Annotated in this window: 11 protein-coding genes and 1 pseudogene; 4 read left to right on the top strand and 8 right to left on the bottom strand. The window is 69.9% G+C overall.

Features of this window, described 5'->3' with window-relative positions; translation table 11 throughout:
* The first annotated feature begins 51 nt into the window (after positions 1–51).
* Complete coding sequence (locus IEY84_RS04380) at positions 52–1,878, top strand: hypothetical protein (RefSeq protein WP_183545221.1); 1,827 nt, start codon at positions 52–54, stop codon at positions 1,876–1,878.
* Positions 1,875–3,026 (top strand): acyltransferase family protein, encoded by a 1,152-nt coding sequence (locus tag IEY84_RS26600; RefSeq protein ID WP_229788332.1) that lies wholly within the window; start codon positions 1,875–1,877, stop codon positions 3,024–3,026. Before IEY84_RS04380 ends, IEY84_RS26600 begins: the two co-directional genes overlap by 4 nt.
* A gap of 2,108 nt (positions 3,027–5,134) precedes the next feature.
* Here the strand turns inward: IEY84_RS26600 and IEY84_RS26595 are convergent.
* From IEY84_RS26595 to IEY84_RS04355, 5 genes and pseudogenes are all read right to left on the bottom strand, one after another.
* A pseudogene (locus IEY84_RS26595) lies at positions 5,135–7,048 on the bottom strand (alpha-(1->3)-arabinofuranosyltransferase domain-containing protein); the annotation flags it as partial.
* Positions 7,049–7,149: 101 nt separating this feature from the next.
* Positions 7,150–7,893 (bottom strand): SDR family NAD(P)-dependent oxidoreductase, encoded by a 744-nt coding sequence (locus IEY84_RS04370; RefSeq protein ID WP_183545225.1) that lies wholly within the window; start codon positions 7,891–7,893, stop codon positions 7,150–7,152.
* Complete coding sequence (locus IEY84_RS04365) at positions 7,890–9,197, bottom strand: FAD-binding oxidoreductase (RefSeq protein ID WP_183545227.1); 1,308 nt, start codon at positions 9,195–9,197, stop codon at positions 7,890–7,892. The genes IEY84_RS04370 and IEY84_RS04365 overlap by 4 nt, the downstream gene beginning before the upstream one ends.
* The gene (locus IEY84_RS04360; RefSeq protein ID WP_221208747.1) at positions 9,194–10,690 is read right to left on the bottom strand and encodes a UbiA family prenyltransferase; all 1,497 of its coding nucleotides are present in this window, start codon (positions 10,688–10,690) and stop codon (positions 9,194–9,196) included. The genes IEY84_RS04365 and IEY84_RS04360 overlap by 4 nt, the downstream gene beginning before the upstream one ends.
* Positions 10,657–11,454 (bottom strand): class I SAM-dependent methyltransferase, encoded by a 798-nt coding sequence (locus IEY84_RS04355; protein WP_183545229.1) that lies wholly within the window; start codon positions 11,452–11,454, stop codon positions 10,657–10,659. Before IEY84_RS04355 ends, IEY84_RS04360 begins: the two co-directional genes overlap by 34 nt.
* Before the next feature lie 152 nt (positions 11,455–11,606).
* Here IEY84_RS04355 and IEY84_RS04350 point away from each other — a divergent pair, with 152 nt between their 5' ends.
* Complete coding sequence (locus IEY84_RS04350) at positions 11,607–12,764, top strand: glycosyltransferase family 4 protein (RefSeq protein WP_229788331.1); 1,158 nt, start codon at positions 11,607–11,609, stop codon at positions 12,762–12,764.
* Between the two features lie 63 nt (positions 12,765–12,827).
* Here IEY84_RS04350 and IEY84_RS04345 read toward each other — a convergent pair whose 3' ends face one another.
* Together IEY84_RS04345 and IEY84_RS04340 are read right to left on the bottom strand one after the other, a co-directional pair.
* A complete protein-coding gene (locus tag IEY84_RS04345) occupies positions 12,828–12,983 on the bottom strand; it encodes a hypothetical protein (protein WP_183545231.1) in 156 nt (51 codons plus the stop codon).
* Positions 12,984–13,003: 20 nt separating this feature from the next.
* On the bottom strand, positions 13,004–14,692 hold the full coding sequence (locus IEY84_RS04340) for an MmpA family trehalose lipid delivery protein (protein WP_183545233.1): 1,689 nt from the start codon (positions 14,690–14,692) through the stop codon (positions 13,004–13,006).
* Positions 14,693–14,872: 180 nt separating this feature from the next.
* Between IEY84_RS04340 and IEY84_RS04335 the strand changes: the two genes are divergently transcribed.
* Positions 14,873–16,114: a lipopolysaccharide biosynthesis protein gene (locus tag IEY84_RS04335; protein WP_183545418.1), complete on the top strand. Its 1,242-nt coding sequence runs from the start codon at positions 14,873–14,875 to the stop codon at positions 16,112–16,114.
* An 11-nt stretch (positions 16,115–16,125) separates the two neighbouring features.
* On the opposite strand, the gene polA is transcribed toward IEY84_RS04335, so the two are convergent.
* On the bottom strand, positions 16,126–18,813 hold the full coding sequence (gene polA, locus IEY84_RS04330) for a DNA polymerase I (protein WP_183545235.1): 2,688 nt from the start codon (positions 18,811–18,813) through the stop codon (positions 16,126–16,128).
* Positions 18,814–18,856 lie beyond the last annotated feature (43 nt).

Below are 18,856 nucleotides of genomic sequence, written 5' to 3'. Positions count from 1 at the left end.
CCTCCCGGTGTGTGCAACGAGTCACATCATGCTGTGAGACACTCCGTCCTCGTGGAGATCCCCCAACCCGTATCCGAGCGTCGCCCGCGGCTGGTTCTGATCACCGCGCTCGCGATGATCGCGGCCCAGCTCGGCTTCCGCGCCTGGGCCGTGTTCGGCTCTTGGTTCAGCTTCGACGACTTCGTCTTCATGTCGCAGGTGCAGACCGACGGGATCGGCGCCGACTCACTGCTGAACAGCTACGGCGGCCACCTGATGCCGGCCGGACTGTTCCTCACCTGGCTCAACCACGAGGTCGCCGGGCTCGACTTCGACCTCACCGCGGTCGAGCTGGTCTCAGGGATCGCACTGGCCGACCTCGGTGCGCTGGCCTTCCTCGTCTCCGCGTTCGGACGCCGGGCCGGCATCCTGCCACCGCTGGCGATCTACCTGTTCACCGTGCTGACCCTGCCGGCCTCGATCTGGTGGGCGGTCGGGGTGAACCAGACGCCGCTGTTGGTCGCGATCTTCTGGGGTGGCTGGACCCATCTGCGCTATCTCCGCACCCGACGGCTCCGGTGGGCGGTGGCGACCATGGTGATCACCGTGGTCGCACTCGCGTTCCAGGAGAAGTCGCTGTTCGTCTTCTGGCTCTATGCCTTCCTCCCGGTCGCCTACTTCGCGAGCGGAGACGTGATCAACCGAGTCAAGCAGGTCATCAGGCGCTATCCGACCGGGGTCGTGCTCTACGGCCTGGTCGCGACCGGCTACCTGGCGCTCTATCTGTCGAAAGGCATGACGTTCAGCCCCACACCGACCGACGACCAGCCACTCTACGAGGTCGCCAAGGGGATGGCCGGAGTCTCGTTCACCTCGGGGATCCTGGGTGGTCCCTTCACCTGGGACTCCGAAGCCGAGTTCTGGCTGGCCGCGCCGGGGCCGGTGCCCGCGCTCGCTGCCGGGATCGTGTTGGTCACCACCCTGTGGCACATCTGCCAGGTGCGTACCGGCTCTGCCCGGGCGCTGCTCCTGGTCGCGGTCCCGCTCGCCGCCGACATCGCGCTGGTGACCACCGGACGAGCCGTGCTCGGCCCCTACCTGGCCCTGGAATACCGCTACATCACCGAGCTGTCCGCGTTCGCGGCGATCGCGCTGGCTCTGGCCGTGCTGCCGCTGCGCGGCGCGGACCAGGTCGTCTCGCCGGCCCGGCCCAGCGCCTTCCTCGACCAGCCCCAGAGAGTGCTGGCCGCCACCCTTGCGGTGGTCGTGCTCGGGACGTACTCCTCCTACGGCTACGTCCGCCACTGGCAGGAGGCCACGAACGACGAGCCGAGGACGTACATCGAAGGCGTGGCAGCCACGCTGGAGGAGGCCAACCGCTCCGGGGAGCACCTCTACGTGGTCGACTCACAGGTGCCGATGTTCGTGATGTGGGCCTACAACTACCCCACCAACACCGTCTCGCACGTGTTCCGTGATCTCGTCGGAGAGACCACGTTCCCCTCGATCCGCACCGACAGCATCGAGACGTTCTCGGAGAAGGGCGAGCTCGGTCCGCTCGTCATCGACGCCGTACGCCGCCAGGCGCCGAGCACGTCGACGACCTGCCCCTACCCCGCCGAGGACGGGTCGATCACCGTTCCGCTGGACGGCCCGGTGCTGGGAACGGGATGGTGGACACGGGTCAGCTATCGGGCCTCGGCGGACGGCCCGGTCACCGTCACCGCCGGCGACGAGGTCTACACCTGGAAGGTCGAGGAAGGCCTCCACAGCCTGTTCTTCGTGGCCGGGGCCGAACGCTTCGACTCCATCGTCCTCAGCGGTCTCAGCGACGACTCCGCCGTGTGCGTCATCGAGGCCGAACTCGGCTCCCCGACGGTCGTGGAGCCACCGTCGTGACCCGCTTCCCCACCCTTGATGCCGTACGCGGCGCCGGGGCGCTCATGGTCGTGCTGACGCACTGTGCGTTCAACACCGGCCGGATCAACGACGGCTGGACCGGGGCGGTGCTCTCCCGCCTCGACTTCGGCGTGGCCCTGTTCTTCGTGGTCTCGGGGTTCCTGCTGGCCCGCCCGCGGCTCGAGGCCGGGCGAACCGGTGCGCCGCAGCCCGGACTGCTCGGCTATCTGCGGAAGCGGGCGCTGAGGATCCTGCCGCTGTACTGGGTCGTCGTGGTGGCCGCACTGCTGATCGACCCAGCCAACCGGCGGGCATCCCTCGCCGACTGGATCTCGACGCTCACGCTCACCCAGATCTACCGGCCGGCGCCGTTGGCGAGCAGTCTGACCCAGATGTGGAGCCTGTGCACCGAGGTCGCCTTCTACCTGATGCTGCCCGTCCTGGTCCGTGTGCTGCTGATCGGTGGGTTCGGCGTACGCCGGGTGGCCGTCCGCTGTGCGGCCCTCTCCATCCTCGGCCTAGGCTTCGGCGCGGCCGCGCCGCTGCTGTTCGAACCGGGCACGCACGTGGGACAGTGGCTGCCGGTCTACCTTCCGTGGTTCCTGGGCGGGGTGGTCCTGGCCGCGCTGAGCGCCGATCCGCACGCCTCAAAGCGGCTGGCGGCCACGTCTCGCGATCTCACCGGCTGGTGGACGCTCGCGCTCGGGTTGTTCGCACTCGCCTGCAGCGACCTGGCAGGGCCGCGACTGCTGGTCCCGCCCACAGCGTGGGAGGCGCTGGCCAAGTCGCTCCTCTACGGTGGCGCTGCGCTGTGTCTGGTCGTGCCGCTGGTCTTCGGCGACCAGCTAGCCGGCCCGGTGCGGCGCTGGATGGCCGGACCGATCCCGACCTGGCTGGGTGACATCTCCTACGGCGTCTTCTGCATCCACATGCTGGTGTTGGTCATGGCGATGCGGCTGCTGAACGTCGAGGTGTTCACCGGTCACTTCACGCTCGTGCTGGCCGTGACCCTGTCGGTTTCGCTGGTCGCGGCCACCCTCTCGCGCCGGTTCGTGGAGGGTCCGTTCCTTCGTCTGAAGCCGAAGCCCTCTACGAGGCTGAGCATCGATCCGGCCACGACCGCGACGGCGAGCAACGCCGACCACTGACCGGTCGCCCCCCAATCGGTCAAGTTGGGCACGATCTTCGGGAGTGCGCTGAGCATCAGCGCGGCGCCGACGAGAAGACCCCAGGGCGTACGTCCCGAGACTAGTCTCACGAGCGCGAAGCCGACACAGGCGACGACACCCGGCCAGCCGGCCAGGAGCCCGAGCGCGAGCACCACGGCAGCGGCATCCGCCAGCCCGACCCGCCCTTCAGGCTGCGGTTCGAGGCTCGGTGTCCCCACCTTCGACGAACCGCTGCGACGCGCCTGGACGTGCCGGAGCTGAAGGGCTGCGGCGAGTGCCACCACCGACAGCAGGGCGAGCCCACCCAGGACCAGACCCCAGCGGTAGCCCGCCCCCGGCTGATAGCTGAACCGCACCTGTCCGCCGACACCTGCGGGGACCCGCCATCCCTGTTGCCACCCATCGACCCGCTGCGGTGTCAGGAGGTTCCCGTTGGCCGTCGCCGCCCACCCTTCATTGAAGTTCTGCGGAACGGCGAGGACGGTGTCCTGGGGGCGTACGCCGATCTGCGCCGTCATGGGCGCTCCGTGGGAATCGCGCTCCAGCACCAGCGGCTCCGGTACCTGGTCGTCGGTCTGCGTCAAGCTGGTCCGAGTCGGATCGACCGCGGTCAGGGTCATGGTGTCGCCACGCAGCATGGCGCTGGGGATGACCCCGAGCGTGGATGGAGCGGTCCCGAGACTCACGCGGCCGGCAGCGTCGGCGGCCTCCTTCGCAACTTCCGCCGCGGCCGCCTCAGCCTTCGCCTTCGCCTTCGCCTTCTCTCCCCTGCCTGGCTTCCCCGTCTTCGCGGGCGGCTCGGCACACGGCTCGAGCCTCACCGAACCACCACGAAGGAGCTCGCCGAGGTCGCCGGAAGCGCGCGACCGCACCGACCGGCCAGCGAGGTCCATCGCCGGTCCCTTGGCACAGCCGAAGTACACCTCGTCCTCGCTGAGGCGCTTCGCGTTGACCCGCAGCTCGGTGACGCCGGGATCGAGCACATCCTCCTGGGTACCCGAGGTGGTAAACGCAGCCGAGGCTGCCAGGATCGTGATCTCGAGCTGCTTGGTTCTCACCACCTGCGGCAGCTTCAGCCGACCGTCGACCAGAGTGCCGGTCATCGAGCGCTGTCCGGCGCCCACCTTGACCTTGGTCGGAGCGCTGAACGGGGCGTCGTCCTCGAGCTTCAGCGCAACGGCGTGCACTGCGACCCTCGTCTCGAACTCGACCTTGATCTTGGCGCCGAGCGACGCGTGCCAGGTGGTGCCTGGATCTTCGTCGACCATCGCGGCCGACGACTCGGCCACGTCGCGCGCGAACGACCCGGTCGTGGTCAGCTGCGCGCCGGCGGCCTGCGCCAGCTGATCACCCAGTGCCGGGCTGCGCCGGAGCGACCCGGTCGCTGCCACCTCGTAGTCCGCTGTGCCCGGCAGGTCGACGACCCGGGCGATGCGGTCGCCGTCCTCCCCGGTGCTGCCCTCGAACCCCAGGCAGGTGATGATCCCGGCGACGCTCGGGCACCTCTCCCGGCCACGGTCGCGAGACATCCGGATCTCGGTGACCTCCGACCCGGCCGGAGGCGTGGGCAGGAGCAGCCTTCGGGTCACCGAGACCCCGGGCACGGTCAGCTCGCTGATCCCCCAGGTCCCTGTCTTGGCGCTCGGGCCCAGAGCGGCGACTCGGACGCGGCGTACGTCATCGGCGTCGAGCCGCACAGTGACGCTCTTCCCGGGCGCTGGTGCCGCCACCGTGCGCGTCACCGCTCCCGCGGAGACGCGCAACCTGTTCACGAGTGCCGCTCCCGCAGGGATCGCGACGGTCACTTCCTCGACATCGGCCGGCTCGGTCAGACCCAGCTCCAACCAGGAGCCGGCCGGCCGCGAGGAGGCTGGTGTCCACCAGGCGGTCTCCGGGTCGCCGTCGACCGCTGAGGCCGCCTGGTCGCCGGGAACCAGCGGCGTGCTGGCTCCCTTCTCCGCTCGCGACGCGGAGGCCGAGACATAGTCCGCGCCCTCCCAGTCCAGCGTGGTCTGCCATCGCTCCTGGTCGGGGAAGAGCCGGTGGAACTGTTCCTTGCCGTAGCCGGCGGTGACCGAATCGGCCGCGGAGGTTGCCGCGAGGTTGCCGCGTACGGCCTGGAAGGCGGTCTCTTGTCGGCGCAGACCGTCGGTGAGGATCACCCGCTCGGCCTCGGCGGCGTCGGGGGTGAGGACGGTGCCGGAGCCGGGGTCGCCCATCACGGTCACCTCTGCCGGCAGCCGGACCGCACCCGAACCCTCGTTCGCGACCTGATAGACCTCGACGGCGCGATAGCGCCCGGCAAGGCCTCGGTCACGGAAGACCCGGGTGCCGTCCTTGGCGAGGAACGACCGTCTCTCACCGAGGACTGGGCCGAAGCCCTTAGTCCTCCTCAGCCCGGGGCTCGAGTCGAGCGCGGCGTGGAGATAGGCCGGGTCCGGGGTGCCGGTGGTGAACCGAGACAGATCGTTGCGGACGACCAGGGTGCCGACGCCCGCGCTCGCAAGCAGACCTGCCAGACGAGCACTCCCCCGGCCGGACTCGAGCTCCTCGGTGATCCGGTCCAAGAGACGTACGTTGCCGGGCTGCGCCAGGGGGACGACGTTGCGCACCGCCCACGGACCCTTGGCATACGGCTGCAAGACGTCGTCGTGGGTGCTGCCCCAGGTGTAGTCGCCGAAGGAAGCAGCCGGTACAACCAGGGCAGTGCCGCGCTGGTCGCCGACATGATCGGCGACCGCCGACCAGTAGTCAGGCACCTTCTCGAACGCTCCAGGAGCGGGCACCTGGCCGCGGATCCACGGGAAGGCGAGGCCGACCAGCGCGGCGACGACGACGGCCGTGGTGACCCGGCGGGCCAGGACCGGCAGGTCAAGCCCGCCGAGCCGCAACGAGCCGCGCGACCAGGCTTCGGGGATCGGCCGGGAGACGGCGTGGGCGAAGCCGATCGCGAGCGCCATCCGGATCAGCACGTCGTACTTGTGGGTGTTGCGCAGGGCTGCGAGCACGCCGTCGAGCGAGGCCTGCCGGCTCAACGCCCACCAGCCGTGGACCTCTCCCGCCCAGCCCAGGCCGACCAGCACGAGACCGGTCAGCAGGGTGAGGACGGCGAACCGCCGGTGGGCCAGGCCACGGCTGGTCAGCCCGATTACCCCGATCGCCGCGAACGCAGCGGCGTCGAGCAGGATGAAGGGCGTGGACACGATCGTGCTGCCGGCGGGATAGCCGGCGCCGGCGTAGACCGTCCAGTTCGACACGCCCAGCAAGGAACTGCCCAGGTCGGTGACCGCCGAGGTCAGCGCCGCGTTCTCGATGTAGTCCAGGAACGGGGCCGAGTAGGTGCCCTGGTAGAGCAACGGCACCAGCCACCACGACGTCGCCAGCACGGTCAGCCCTCCCCAGGCCGCCAGCAGACGCCACTTGTGCCAGCCGCGCTCGCGGGTGAGCAGCCAGATGACCCCGGCCGGGATGACCGCCGAGACCGCGGTCGCGTTCACACCGCCGCAACAGGCCACCAGGAGGGCGGCCAGAGCGGCCGACCGCAGCACCGGCCTGTCCCCGCCGCAGCGTACGAGCGTGATCAGGATCCACGGTGCCAGCGCGGTCGGCCACAGCTCCACCGAGGTCTCCCCCAGGATCGAGGTGACCCGTGGGGCGAGCACGAAGGCGGCCGCGGCGGCGACCTGGGAGCGGGGCCCACCGATGCGGATGTCGCGCAGCAGTCTCAGCATCCCGAAGAACGCCAGGTTCAGCAGCAGCGCCCACCACAGCCGCTGGATGATCCACTCCGGGACGGCCACGAGGTCGCCGACCCAGAAGAACGGCCCCATCGGCCACAGATAGCCGTACGCCTGGTTCTGGACCTGCCCGAAGGCAGCACCCGCGTCCCACAACCGGGTGGAGCCGGCCAGGAACCGCGCCGGGTCGGCGACGAGGTCGAACTTGGTGTCGGCGACGATCCTCCCGGTGGCCTGGGCGAACGCCAGGGCGGTCCAGACCATGGCATAGCCGGCCATCCGGAGCCGGGACAGTGGGCCGGCCGACCCTCCCGTCTCCGCCCGCTCGTCCGTGCGCTCCGGCTCCGGCCGGGTCTCGGTGCTGCTCACAGCCTCGAACGCTCGAAGATGGGGCGCGGCAGCAGACGGATCACCGTTATGATCAGGCGCCACTTCGAGGGGGTGTAGACGACCTGACGGCCCGCCTCGACGGCGCCGACGATGTCGGCGGCGACGGCGTCGGGGCTGGCCAGCTTCAACTTCCCGCCACGGAGGTGGTCGGTCATCGGGGTGGAGGTCGGTCCGGGCTTGACCAGGGTGATGCGTACGTCGGTGCCGGCGGCACGATGCTGGAGACCGCCGACGGCGGTGGCGACCATCGCCTTGGCCGACCCGTACAGATAGTTGGAGGCACGGCCCCGGTCACCGGCCACCGAGCCGATCACGGCCAGCCGCCCGGTGCCCCGCTCAAGCAGACGCAGGGCAACCAGGTGAGCGGCGAGCACGGTGGCCGAACCGTTGACGGTGAGCAGCCCGGCCGCGACCTGCGGGTCGGCGTCGGCGTCCTCCTGGGAGGGCATGGTGCCGAAGGCGACGAGCACGATGTCGACCTCGCCCCGGCCGAAGATCCAGTCCACGGCCTCCACGACGCTCGCGGTGTCGGTGAGGTCGTGGACGGCGGTCTCGACGTGCACTGTGTCGCCCCCGCGGGTGCGCAGATCGGCAGCGACCCGGTCCAGCGCCTGCGGCGATCGTCCGGAGAGGCGGAAGCTCACCTCCGGGCCGAGCCAGGCGCGCAGGCACGCCTGCGCGATACCGCTGGTGGCACCGAGTACGGCGATGGTGGTCATGTCACTCCCAGACGTCGAGACTGCGCGGAGGCGAAGACGCCCACGGCGCCGTAGCGGCGGCGTACGTCCTCGAACTCGGCCAGCCGGGGGTAGGACTGTGCGAACGTCTCGGGCGACATCCGTGCGTCCTTGGTCAGGTAGAGCCGGCCGCCCGCAGCGATGACCAGCTGATCGAGCTCGTCGCACAGCGCGTACGCGCGCTGGTCGGCCTTGAAGTCGAGGGCGAGGGTGTAGCCCGCCGTCGGGAAGGAGAGGTGGTTGTCGTTACCGGGCCCGAAGACCTTCAGCACCGCCAGCGGGGACGCCAGACCGGCGTCGGCCACCCTCCTGATCGCCTCGCGGACCACGTCGCTACCGGCTTCGAGCGGGGTCACGAACTGATACTGCACGAACCCCCGGCGACCGTAGAGCCTGTTCCAGTCGGCGATGGCGTCGAGCGGGTGGAAGAACGGCTCGTAGCCCACGGTGTGATGCGTCAGCGGCTTGCGGACACGCGCGTAGTAGAGCCGGTTGAAGGCACTCACGGTCACCTTGTTGAGCAGGGGCGAGGGCGTGTCGAAAGGCACCCTGGCGCTAGCGGCGGAGCGGTCGGCGGCGAGGTCGCCGTCCTCGGCGTGCTCACCCGCCATCACCAGCGAGCGGCCGAGCCGGGAACCCCGGGCGAGCAGGTCGATCCAGGCGACGGTGTAGGTCGCCTTGTCGTGCTCCTCGAGCGCATCGAGCGCGGCGGTGAGGTCGGGCGCCTTGACGACCGTCTCGTCGACGTTCTTCGAGCGCACCGGGATCAGCCGGAAGGTCACCTCGAGCACGACGCCGGTCAGCCCCATCCCGCCACAGGTGGCACGGAACAGGTCGGGGTGTGCCGTGTGGGAGGTCTCGACGATCTCGCCGGTGCCGAGGAGCACCTTCATCGAGGTGACGTGGTCGGTGAACGAGCCGTGCTTGTGGTGGTTCTTGCCGTGTACGTCGGAGGCGACCGCACCACCCACCGTGACGTAGCGGGTGCCGGGAGTGACCGGCGGGAACCAGCCACGTGGAAGCATCGTGTCCATCACCGTCGCCAGCGAGACACCCGCCTCACACGTCAGCAGACCGGTGGCCGGATCGAAGGCGAGCAGGTGGTCCAGACCGGTCAGGTCGAGCTGTCGCGGCGCCAGTGAGCTGTCGCCATAGCTGCGACCGAGGCCGCGGGCGATGAGCGGCCCGGCGTCGAGCGCCGCCGCTGCTGCGGCGTACGTCCGGGGGCGGTGGACCTCGGTCTCGACCACGGGATAGCGGCCCCAGCCGTGAGTGGTCGTCCTCACCAGACCACCACCTTCGCCAGCACGAAGCAGGCCGCGACGGCAGCGAAACAGAGCAGACTGAACCGGTCCCGGGCTGCGAACAGGACCGGGTCCTCGTTCATCTGCCCGCGGTGGGCGAGCATCCAGACCCGCAGCAGCCAGGTGAGCATGACCGGGACCGAGGCCCACAGGATCACCGGGGTGCGGTAGAGAACCGATGTCAACGGGTCATCGACGTAGAGGGAGAAGATCACGATCGAGGCCACGCCGGTGACCACACCGAAGGAGGAGAGCAGCTCCAGATCGGACTCCACATAGCCACGTCCGTTGATCTCGCCCGCAGTACGCCGCACCCGGCTCAGCTCGCTGACCCGCTTGATCAGCGCCAGGCTCAAGAAGAAAAACATCGAGAAGGTCAGCAGCCACATCGACAGCTCGACGTTCAACGCTGCCGCACCGGCGACGATCCTGAGCGTGTAAAGGCCGCCGAGCGTGACCACATCGAGGACCGGGCGCGACTTGAGGACGAAGGTGTAGGCCGAGGTGGCGACCAGGTAGCCGAGCAGCACCCCCGTGAACACCAGTGGTAGAAAGCTGAGGCTCAGCGCGAATCCCGCGGCCGCGAACACCGGCCACACGACCCACCCGGTCAGGAGGCTCACCCTCCCCGCGGCGAACGGCCGGTTCTTCTTGGTCGGGTGGCGGCGGTCGTTGGCAAGGTCGGCGAGGTCGTTGAGGAGGTAGATCGAAGAGGCGACCAGGCAGAACGCCACGAAGGCGAGTGCCGTGCTCACGACGTCCTCGACGACGCCGATTCGCTGCGCGGTGAACAGCGGCACCACGACCAGCAGGTTCTTCAGCCACTGCATCGGCCGGGCCGCACCGAGCAAGTCCCGAGGCCGTGTCCTGCGGCCGGTCCAGACGTTGCCGGGCTCGGCCACGGCGTGGGCGCGACGGCGAAGCCGTTCGGAGCCGACCACATGAGCGGTGTGCGCCCGCCGCCACACGGCGAGGTCTACCGAATGGTCGCCGACGTAGTCGAACCCGTCCTCGCCGTAGCGTGCCACCAGGGCGGCGGCCTTCTCCTCGCCCTTGAGGTTGACGCCGTCGGCGGAGGCGATCACCTCGTCGAAGATGCCCAGGTCCTCAGCCACCTGGCGGGCGATGGCGGCGTCGCTGGCCGTGGCGAGCACGAGGCTGCGACCGGCCATACGCTCGGCCCGAAGCCACGCGACGAACTCATCGTGGTAGGGCAGCCCGGAGGCGTCCAGGCCGGCTCGCCGTGCCAACTCGTGCTTGAGCGCCGCTCGGCCGCGTCGCAGCGAGACTGCGGCGGACAGCGCGGAGCGGGGGCTGCCGACGAGCAGGGCGTTGGCCTGTTCGTGGAGCAGGTCGGTTCGGAGCAGAGTGCCGTCGAGGTCGACGACAAGCGGGCGGTCAGCCCCCGTGCGCCGTTCCACCACGGCGTCGGCGACCGCGGTCACATCTTGCGCAGCACCAGCAACAGATTCCACGTCAACACCTCCCTCACCACCGGGACCCGCATCAGCCACGCCGCCCACCACGGGTGGTAGCGCGGGACCGCAGCCAGGATCTCGGCGTTCCCCGCCTTGCGCTGGGCGCACGCCCAGCGCAAGGCGGCGGAGGCGGTCGCGGCGTACATCGACTCGCCGTACCTGTTCTTGGGCTCGTGACCATGCTTGCGCTGGTAGCGGCGGCGGGCGAACCGGCCACCGAGCAGGTGCCACGGGCTGGTCTCGTGACCGCCCCAGGGACCCCACCACAACGTGTAGGAGCAGAAGACGACACCGCCGGGCTTGGTGATGCGGAGCATCTCGTCGAGCATGGCGGTCGGGGTCGGGACGTGCTCGAGCACGTTGGAGGAGTAGCAGGCATCGACCGAGCCGGTGCGGACAGGGAGCCGCATCCCGTCGCCGAGCATGCTGCCTTCGGCGACGATCCCGGCGCCCTGCATCTCCCCGGCGTCGGCGTCGAGCGCGAGATAGGTCGCGCCCGCATCCATGAAGGCGTCGCGGAAGTAGCCCGGGCCGCCGCCGACGTCGAGCAGGACGGTGCCCTCGAGAGTCTCGCCAGCCGTGTAATGGGCCAGCTGGCCGACGGAGTCCGCGGCGAGCGCGGTGTAGAACCGCGCGGGATCGGTCTGCTCGACACGGAAGTCGTTGAAGAGACCTACGGAGCGTCGAAGCGTCGCCTTCCAGCCGTTGCCCGCCGGGGCATCGGTCTGGGCCCCGCTCCGGGGTTCGAGGAGGTTCGACACGGCGGGAACCCTAACCGATTACCCCACAGGGTGTGCATTCGGTCACGATCTGTCCTACTCTCCAGTAACGGTGTTGAGGGACACCGGTCGCGCAACCCCTGGGGAGGGAGCGCTCGGCAGCGGGGCAACTGCGAGACCAGGGGAGCACGGATTTGCGCGCCAACAAGGGAGCGCGGCTGGACGCATGCCATGTGGCGGTCTTCAGCTGGCGCGACACAGACAATCCTGAAGCCGGTGGGGCCGAGCACTATCTCCACCAGATCACCGCCGGCCTGGTGGGCGCCGGAGCGCGGGTGACCGTCTTCACCGCGGCCTACCCGGGCGCGCGTGCCCGGGAGGAGCGCGACGGTATCCGCTACGTACGCCGCGGCGGCAAGCTCAGCATCTACCTGTGGGGCGTGCTCCTGCTGGCCCTGGGCCGGCTGGGCCCGATCGGTCGGGTCGACGCGGTCATCGACGTGCAGAACGGGCTCCCCTTCTTCACACCGCTCGGCACCCGAGCGCCGGTCACGGTGCTCGTCCACCACGTCCACCGCGAGCAGTGGCCGGTGGTCTACCCGGGGCTGTCAGGAAGGATCGGCTGGTGGGTCGAGTCCCGGCTGGCACCGCGGCTCTACCGTCGCAAGCAGTACGTCGCGGTCTCCCGCGCCACCCGCGCCGAGCTGGCGACGCTCGGGGTCGACCCCGCCCACGTCGCGGTCGTGCACAACGGTGCCGCGGCCCCGCTGAGCGACCGGCCGGCGAAGACCGAGCACCCCACCGTCTGCGTCGTCGGACGGCTCGTGCCGCACAAACGGGTCGAGCTCGCGATCGATGCGGCGATGGCCCTGCGGGCGACCTACCCGGACCTTCGGCTCACCGTCGTCGGGGACGGCTGGTGGGCCGACGAACTGGCGGCGTACGTCTCCCGGGTGGGGGCCGGCGACGTCGTCGAGATGCTGGGACACGTCGACGAGGAGACCAAGGAGACCGTCTACGAGCGGTCCTGGCTGATGGCGCTGCCGTCGCTGAAGGAGGGCTGGGGCCTGGTGGTCACCGAGGCCGCGCAGCACGGCACGCCGACGGTCGCCTTCCGCCATGCGGGCGGCACGACGGAGTCGATCGACGACGGCCAGTCCGGGATCCTGGTCGACGACCAGGCCGGGTTCGTGGCTGCGCTCGGCGACCTCCTCGGTGACGAGATCCGGCGCAAGGAGCTGGCCGAAGGGGCTCGCTGGCACGCCCGCAAGCACACCTGGGAGCAGAGCCAGCTCAACTTCAACGCCGTGCTCGCCTCGACGCTGCAGGGGCACGTCGTCGGCGCGGACTGATCCCACCCTGGACGGAGAAGGGGCCCGGCGGATCACCGCCGGGCCCCTGTCAGCTTCGTACGCTCAGTCGCTGGTGCCGTACTGAATCGTCGACTCAGAGACGGTCGGAGGATTCTTGACGGTGTTGTCCGTGCTGCTGGTGACGACTCCGACGACAGTCGCTGCGGCGACGCCGCCGCCCACAAGAATGCTGGCGACGATGGCGATGATGTTGCCCATGGATATGTGACCTCCCTCTCCTAGCCGCGAACCCTAGCAGTCCGGCGGCGAGCCATACTGATCAGTAGCAGAACTGTTGACGTTGTGGCGACGAGCCATACCAGGACGTACGCCGCCCACGCCCCGATCGTTGCCACGAGCGTCGCGGGGTGGGTCGCGTGCCCTGTCACTGCGTCCCTCTCCTCGGGCAGTCGCTGCAGGAGCAGCCCGCCGTCGTCGAAGACCGCCTTGCCGGCCACGCGCGGCGCCTCGCCCGCGGTGCGGTCGGTGATGACGTAGCCGATCCCGAGGCGTCTCAGCGCGCTCGCCCGCGCCTGAGGGTCCGGGACGGCGAGGGCCTCGGCGGCCGAGGTCGCCCGCCGGTCCTCGCCAGGGATCGTGGTTCCACCGACGACGAGATCGCCGTCGGTCACGCTCGGCCTGGTGAGCATTCTCGGCAGCGGGTCGAGGACAGGCCGGCGCGCGTTCCACTCCGGAGCGCGGTAGGCGGACCAGGGCAGGACCAAGACGTCGCCGGGCGCCCTCTCCTCCGCCAGCGTCATCCGGGCCTGCTGCCACGAGGCCGGATAGTCGGCGGTGCCGATCCCGCCGGCCAGGCCCCAGGCGGCGTCCGGCAGCAGCGCAACCGGGGCGAGCGCGACCACGATCGCGGCCGCCCATCGCGGCGCGGAGCCGCGCAGCCTCTCCCCCACGACGTCGACACCGGCTGCAACGGTCAGGATCAGCAGCGGCAGGCAGAGCGGGAGCAGGCGGCTGCTGTCCCGGAGCAGGGCGAGCCCAGGGACATCCTGGGCGAGGGCGTCGAGCGCCTCCGGCGCCGCCCAGCCGGCGACCGCGACGGTGAGACCGGCGGCCCACAGCGTGAGGATCGAGACCCGCTGCTCGTCGCTCCGCCACCATCTGCGGAACCCCGCGACGACCAGCACCACCAGGAACGCCAAGGCGGCCCAGGCCAGCCAGCCGTCGCGGCTGGCGGGGACGACCGAGGTGTTCCAGATCCCGGCGAGCGACAACGCGGCCAGCGGGGCGGGCAGAGCATCGCCACGGAGCGCGAACACCTCGAACCCGCTCGCTGCTGCCGCCTGGCCGCTGTGGGTCAGACCGGTGACGAGCCACGGCGCATTGACGGCCACCACCGCGACCACCAGCAGGATCGGTCGCCTCCCGCGCCGCAACCCCGTGGCGAGCAGCACGGCACCCGCGACCAGGCCCGCGCTCGCGCTCAGGCTCCCGGCGATGAGAACGGGCAGCAGCCACACCGGGCTCCGCTCCCCCGCTGCTCGACGGCGGCCCGCGATCACGAGCCAGGGCACGGCGGCATAGGCCAGCAGCATCGGCCAGTGACCCATCCACAGGCGCTCTGCGGCGTACGGGCTCCAGACCGCCAGGCTCACCACCGCCAGCCGCGCGGCGAGCGAGCGGTCACGCACCAGCTCCGCCGCCCCGGCCCCGGCGCCCACCAGCGCACCGACCAGGACGAGCTTCTGCAGCAGGAAACCCGGCACGATCTCGTCCAGCACCGCGACGACCGCATCCGAGGGCACCGCCCGCGGCAGACCCGACCCGAGCCCGAGTACGTCGCGCGTCAAGGTGAGGTCAGGAACCCACACCATGTCGTAGCTGAGCACGAACCCCGGCCCCAGCGCCGGCCCCAGCAACAGCACCGCGAGCACGCCCGCCCACACCGTAGGCACCACCCGCTCGATCACTCGGCAACTCTAGACCCCAACGCCGAGACGTCAGTTACGTCGGCCGAGACGTCAGTTACGTCGGCCGAGACGTCAGTTACGTCGGGCGAGACGTCAGTTGTGGCGATCGAGTTCCAGTGCTGGGCGGATGCCGGTGCCGGCATGTGGCCGCGCGCGCCCTAGGCTTTCCAAGTGCCCACGATGACCGCCAGCCCGATCAGCGCCCGCCGGCGCAGGCTGTCTGCGCTCGTCCGCAGCAGCGGATTCCTCGCGGTCTGCATCATGGTCACCAACATCGCGACCTACGGGTTCCAGATCATCGCCGCCCGTATCCTCGGCCCCAGCCAGTACGGTGGCGTGGCGTCGATGATGTCGCTGCTCCTCGTGGTCGGCGTGGTCCAGCTCGGGATGCAGGCGACAGCATCTCGCCGGGTGACCGAGACGCCCGGCCAGGAGCGCGCCATCGAGCAGACGGTGCTGCGGGCGACCTACCGGGCGGCCATCGTCCTCGGGGTGGTCATGCTCGCCGCCTCCCCGCTGGTCTGGCGGGTGTTGCGGCTGGACTCGATCTATCCGGCTCTGCTGGTCGCCGTCTGCGCCGTGCCGCTGACGATCATGGGTGGTCAGGCCGGCGTGCTGCAGGGCGAGCGCCGATGGCTCGGACTGGCGATGGTCTACCTCGCCCTCGGCATCCCCCGGGTCGTGGTCACCACCGCGGCGATGTGGATCCGTCCCACCGAGGGTGCCGCCATGGCTGGGGTGGCGCTGGCACAGTTCGCACCGGCGGTCGTCGGGTGGTGGGTGCTGCGGCGACGTACGCCTCCCACCGGGCCGGTCGGCCCGGTGAAGCCCGTCGTCATCGAGATGCTGCACGGCTCGTTCGCGCTGCTGGGCTTCTTCGCCCTCTCCAACGTCGACATCCTGATCGCCCGCAACGTGCTCTCCGATCACGTCTCCGGCCTGTACGCAGGTGGCCTCATCCTCACCAAGGCGGTGCTGTTCCTCCCACAGTTCGTGGTGATCATCGCCTTCCCGTCGATGTCGGCCGAGTCCAGCCGCCGCTCCGCACTGACCAAGTCGCTGGCGCTGGTCGGCGGGCTCGGCCTGTGCGCGATCGCCGGCTCATGGCTGCTGTCCGGGCTGGCGATGTACTTCATCGGCGGCGACAAGTACGCCCAGGTCGAAGATCAGCTCTGGGTCTTCGCGACCCTCGGCATGGTGCTGTCCGTGCTCCAGCTGCTCGTCTATTCGGTTCTGGCCCGGCGCAGCCGGCTCTCGGCGTACCTCCTCTGGATCGCCGTCACCGCCGTCCTCGTCCTCGGCTCGGCGCAGACGACCATCGAGGGCCTGGTCTGGACAGTCCTCGTCATCGACGCCGCCCTGGCCGCCGTCCTGCTGACGGTCACCTTCTGGCGCCTCAGCCAGAGCCCCCAACGCTCCTGACCACCCAGGGGTCAGTGGGCGGCTTCGTGCCAGGAGAGGCCGGTGCCGACGGAGACGTCGAGGGGGACGTTGAGGTCGGCTGCGGAGCCCATCTGCTCACGGACCAGGGCCTCCAGCGCCTCCCGCTCCCCCGCGGCGACCTCGAAGACGAGCTCGTCGTGGACCTGGAGCAGCATCCTCGAGGTCAGACCAGCCTCGTCGAGCGCGGCCTGAACCCGCAGCATGGCGACCTTGATCAGGTCGGCTGCGGAGCCCTGGATGGGAGCGTTGAGCGCCATCCGCTCGGCGGTCTCGCGACGTTGACGGTTGTCGGAGAGCAGGTCGGGCAGGTAGCGGCGGCGGCCCATGATGGTCTCGGTGTAGCCGGTGCGCCGGGCCTCCTCGACCAGGCTGCGCAGGTAGTCGCGGATGCCGCCGAAGGTCTCGAAGTATTCCTCCATCAGGCCACGCGCCTCGCTCGGCTCGATCCCGAGCTGCTGCGAGAGGCCGAAGGCGGACAGACCGTAGGCCAGGCCGTAGTTCATCGCCTTGATCTTGGCCCGCTGCTCGACCGAGACCGCGTCGGGGTCGACGCCGAAGACCCGCGCTGCGGTGATCGAGTGGAAGTCACGCCCGGATCGGAACGCCTCGATGAGCAGCTCGTCCTCGGACAGATGCGCCATGATCCGCATCTCGATCTGCGAATAGTCGGCGGTCATCAGCGACTCGAACCCTGAGCCGACCACGAATCCCTTGCGGATCCCGCGACCCTCCTCGGTGCGTACCGGGATGTTCTGCAGGTTGGGTTCGGTCGAGGAGAGCCGCCCGGTGGCCGCGATGGTCTGGTTGAAGGTGGTGTGGATCCGGCCGTCGTCCTGCACGGTCTTCAGCAGGCCCTCGATGGTGACCCGCAACCGGGTGACGTCGCGGTGACGCAGCAGGGCGATCAGGAACGGGTGCTCGGTCTTCACGTAGAGCTGCTGGAGCGCATCGGCATCGGTGGTCCAGCCGGTCTTCGTACGCTTCGTCTTCGGCATGTCGAGCTCGTCGAAGAGCACCACCTGCAGCTGCTTGGGCGAGCCGAGGTTGATCTCCTTGCCGATCACGCCATACGCCTCGTCGGCGGCCTGCTTCATCTGGCCGGCGAAGTGGCGCTCCAGGGCGTCGAGATGCTCGGTGTCGACGGCGATGCCGGTCTTCTCCATCCGCGCCAGCAGGTGCAGCAGCGGAAGCTCCACCTCCGAGAGCAGCCGGTGTCCGCCGGCGGCCTCGACCGCCGAGTCGAGCTCGGCGGCGAGGTCGAGCACCGCTCGGGCGTAGAGCATCGAGGTCTTCGAGACGCCGTCGCCGCCGACCTCGTCGTCGCCGAAGAGCGACTCCTGGCCGCCGTCGTCCTCCTGCTTGAGCTCCCGCTTGAGATAGCGCAGCGTCAGGTCGGCGAGGTCGTAGGAGCGCTGGTCGGGAGCCACGATGTAGGCCGACAGCGCGGTGTCGGTGGTCAGCCCGCGCAACGACCAGCCATGGGCGTCGATCGCCAGCTCGGCGCCCTTGGCGTCGTGCATGATCTTCGGCCTCGAGGCGTCCGCGAGCCAGCCGGCCAGTGCCGCCTCGTCTTCGGGCGTGAGCCCGTCCACCCCGAGGTACGCAGCCCGCTCCGGCGTCGCGAAGCCGAACCCGTCCACGCGACCGGTGCCAGAGCCCCAGGACCCGCGCACGTGCACGCCCACGGGCGTGGTCCCGAGCCCCTCCAGGTAGGCCGTGACGGCGCCGGGAGCCAGGGTCTCGCCCTCCAGCGCGAACCCGCTCTCGTCGACGGGTACGTCGTCCTCCGGCGCGAGCACGTCGGTGATCCGGGTGCGGATCTCTCCGCGGAACTCGAGCTCGTCGAGGAGCTCGAGCGCGGCGGCACGGTCCCACTCGACCCGCCCGAGATCGTCCGGACCGATCTCCAGGGACAGGTCTCGCACCAGGGCGTTGAGCCGCCGGTTGCGCATCACGTCACCGAGGTGGGCACGCAGGTTGTCGCCTGCCTTGCCCTTGATCTGGTCTGCGTGGGTGATCACGTTGTCGAGGCCGTCGTAGGTGTTGATCCACTTCGCGGCGGTCTTCGGCCCGACGCCCGGGATGCCGGGCAGGTTGTCGGAGTCCTCCCCCACCAGCGCGGCGATCTCGGGATAGCGGTGCGGGGGCACACCGTATTTCGCCTCCACGGCCTCCGGCGTCATCCGGGCCAGGTCGGAGACGCCCCGCATCGGGTAGAGGACCGTCGAGGACTCGGTGACCAGCTGCAGCGAGTCGCGGTCACCGGTCAGGATCAGCACCTCCATCCCGGCCTCCAGCCCCTGGGTGACCAGGGTCGCGATGATGTCGTCGGCCTCGTAGCCGGCCAGCGACAGGTGGCGGATGTGCAACGCATCGAGCAGTCGCTGGATCAGCGGCAGCTGGGACTTGAACTCGTCGGGCGTCTTGTTGCGCTTGGCCTTGTATTCGGAGTATTCCTCCAGCCGGAACGTCTGCCGGGACAGGTCGAAGGCGACCGCGACATGGGTCGGCGTCTCGTCACGCAGCACGTTGACCAGCATCGAGGTGAAGCCGTAGACGGCATTGGTGTGCTGCCCCGTGACGGTCGAGAAGTTCTCCACCGGCAGGGCGAAGAAGGCCCGGTAGGCCAGCGAGTGCCCATCGAGAAGGAGCAGTCGGTCGCGCGTCACGTCAGCCACGGTCCGACTCTATCCACGACCACCGACAACAGCGCGACCGCGT

It is taken from the genome of Nocardioides albus (assembly GCF_014648255.1).
In the GTDB taxonomy this organism is placed as follows: domain Bacteria; phylum Actinomycetota; class Actinomycetes; order Propionibacteriales; family Nocardioidaceae; genus Nocardioides; species Nocardioides albus.
This window is presented reverse-complemented; position numbering and strand designations above follow the sequence as displayed.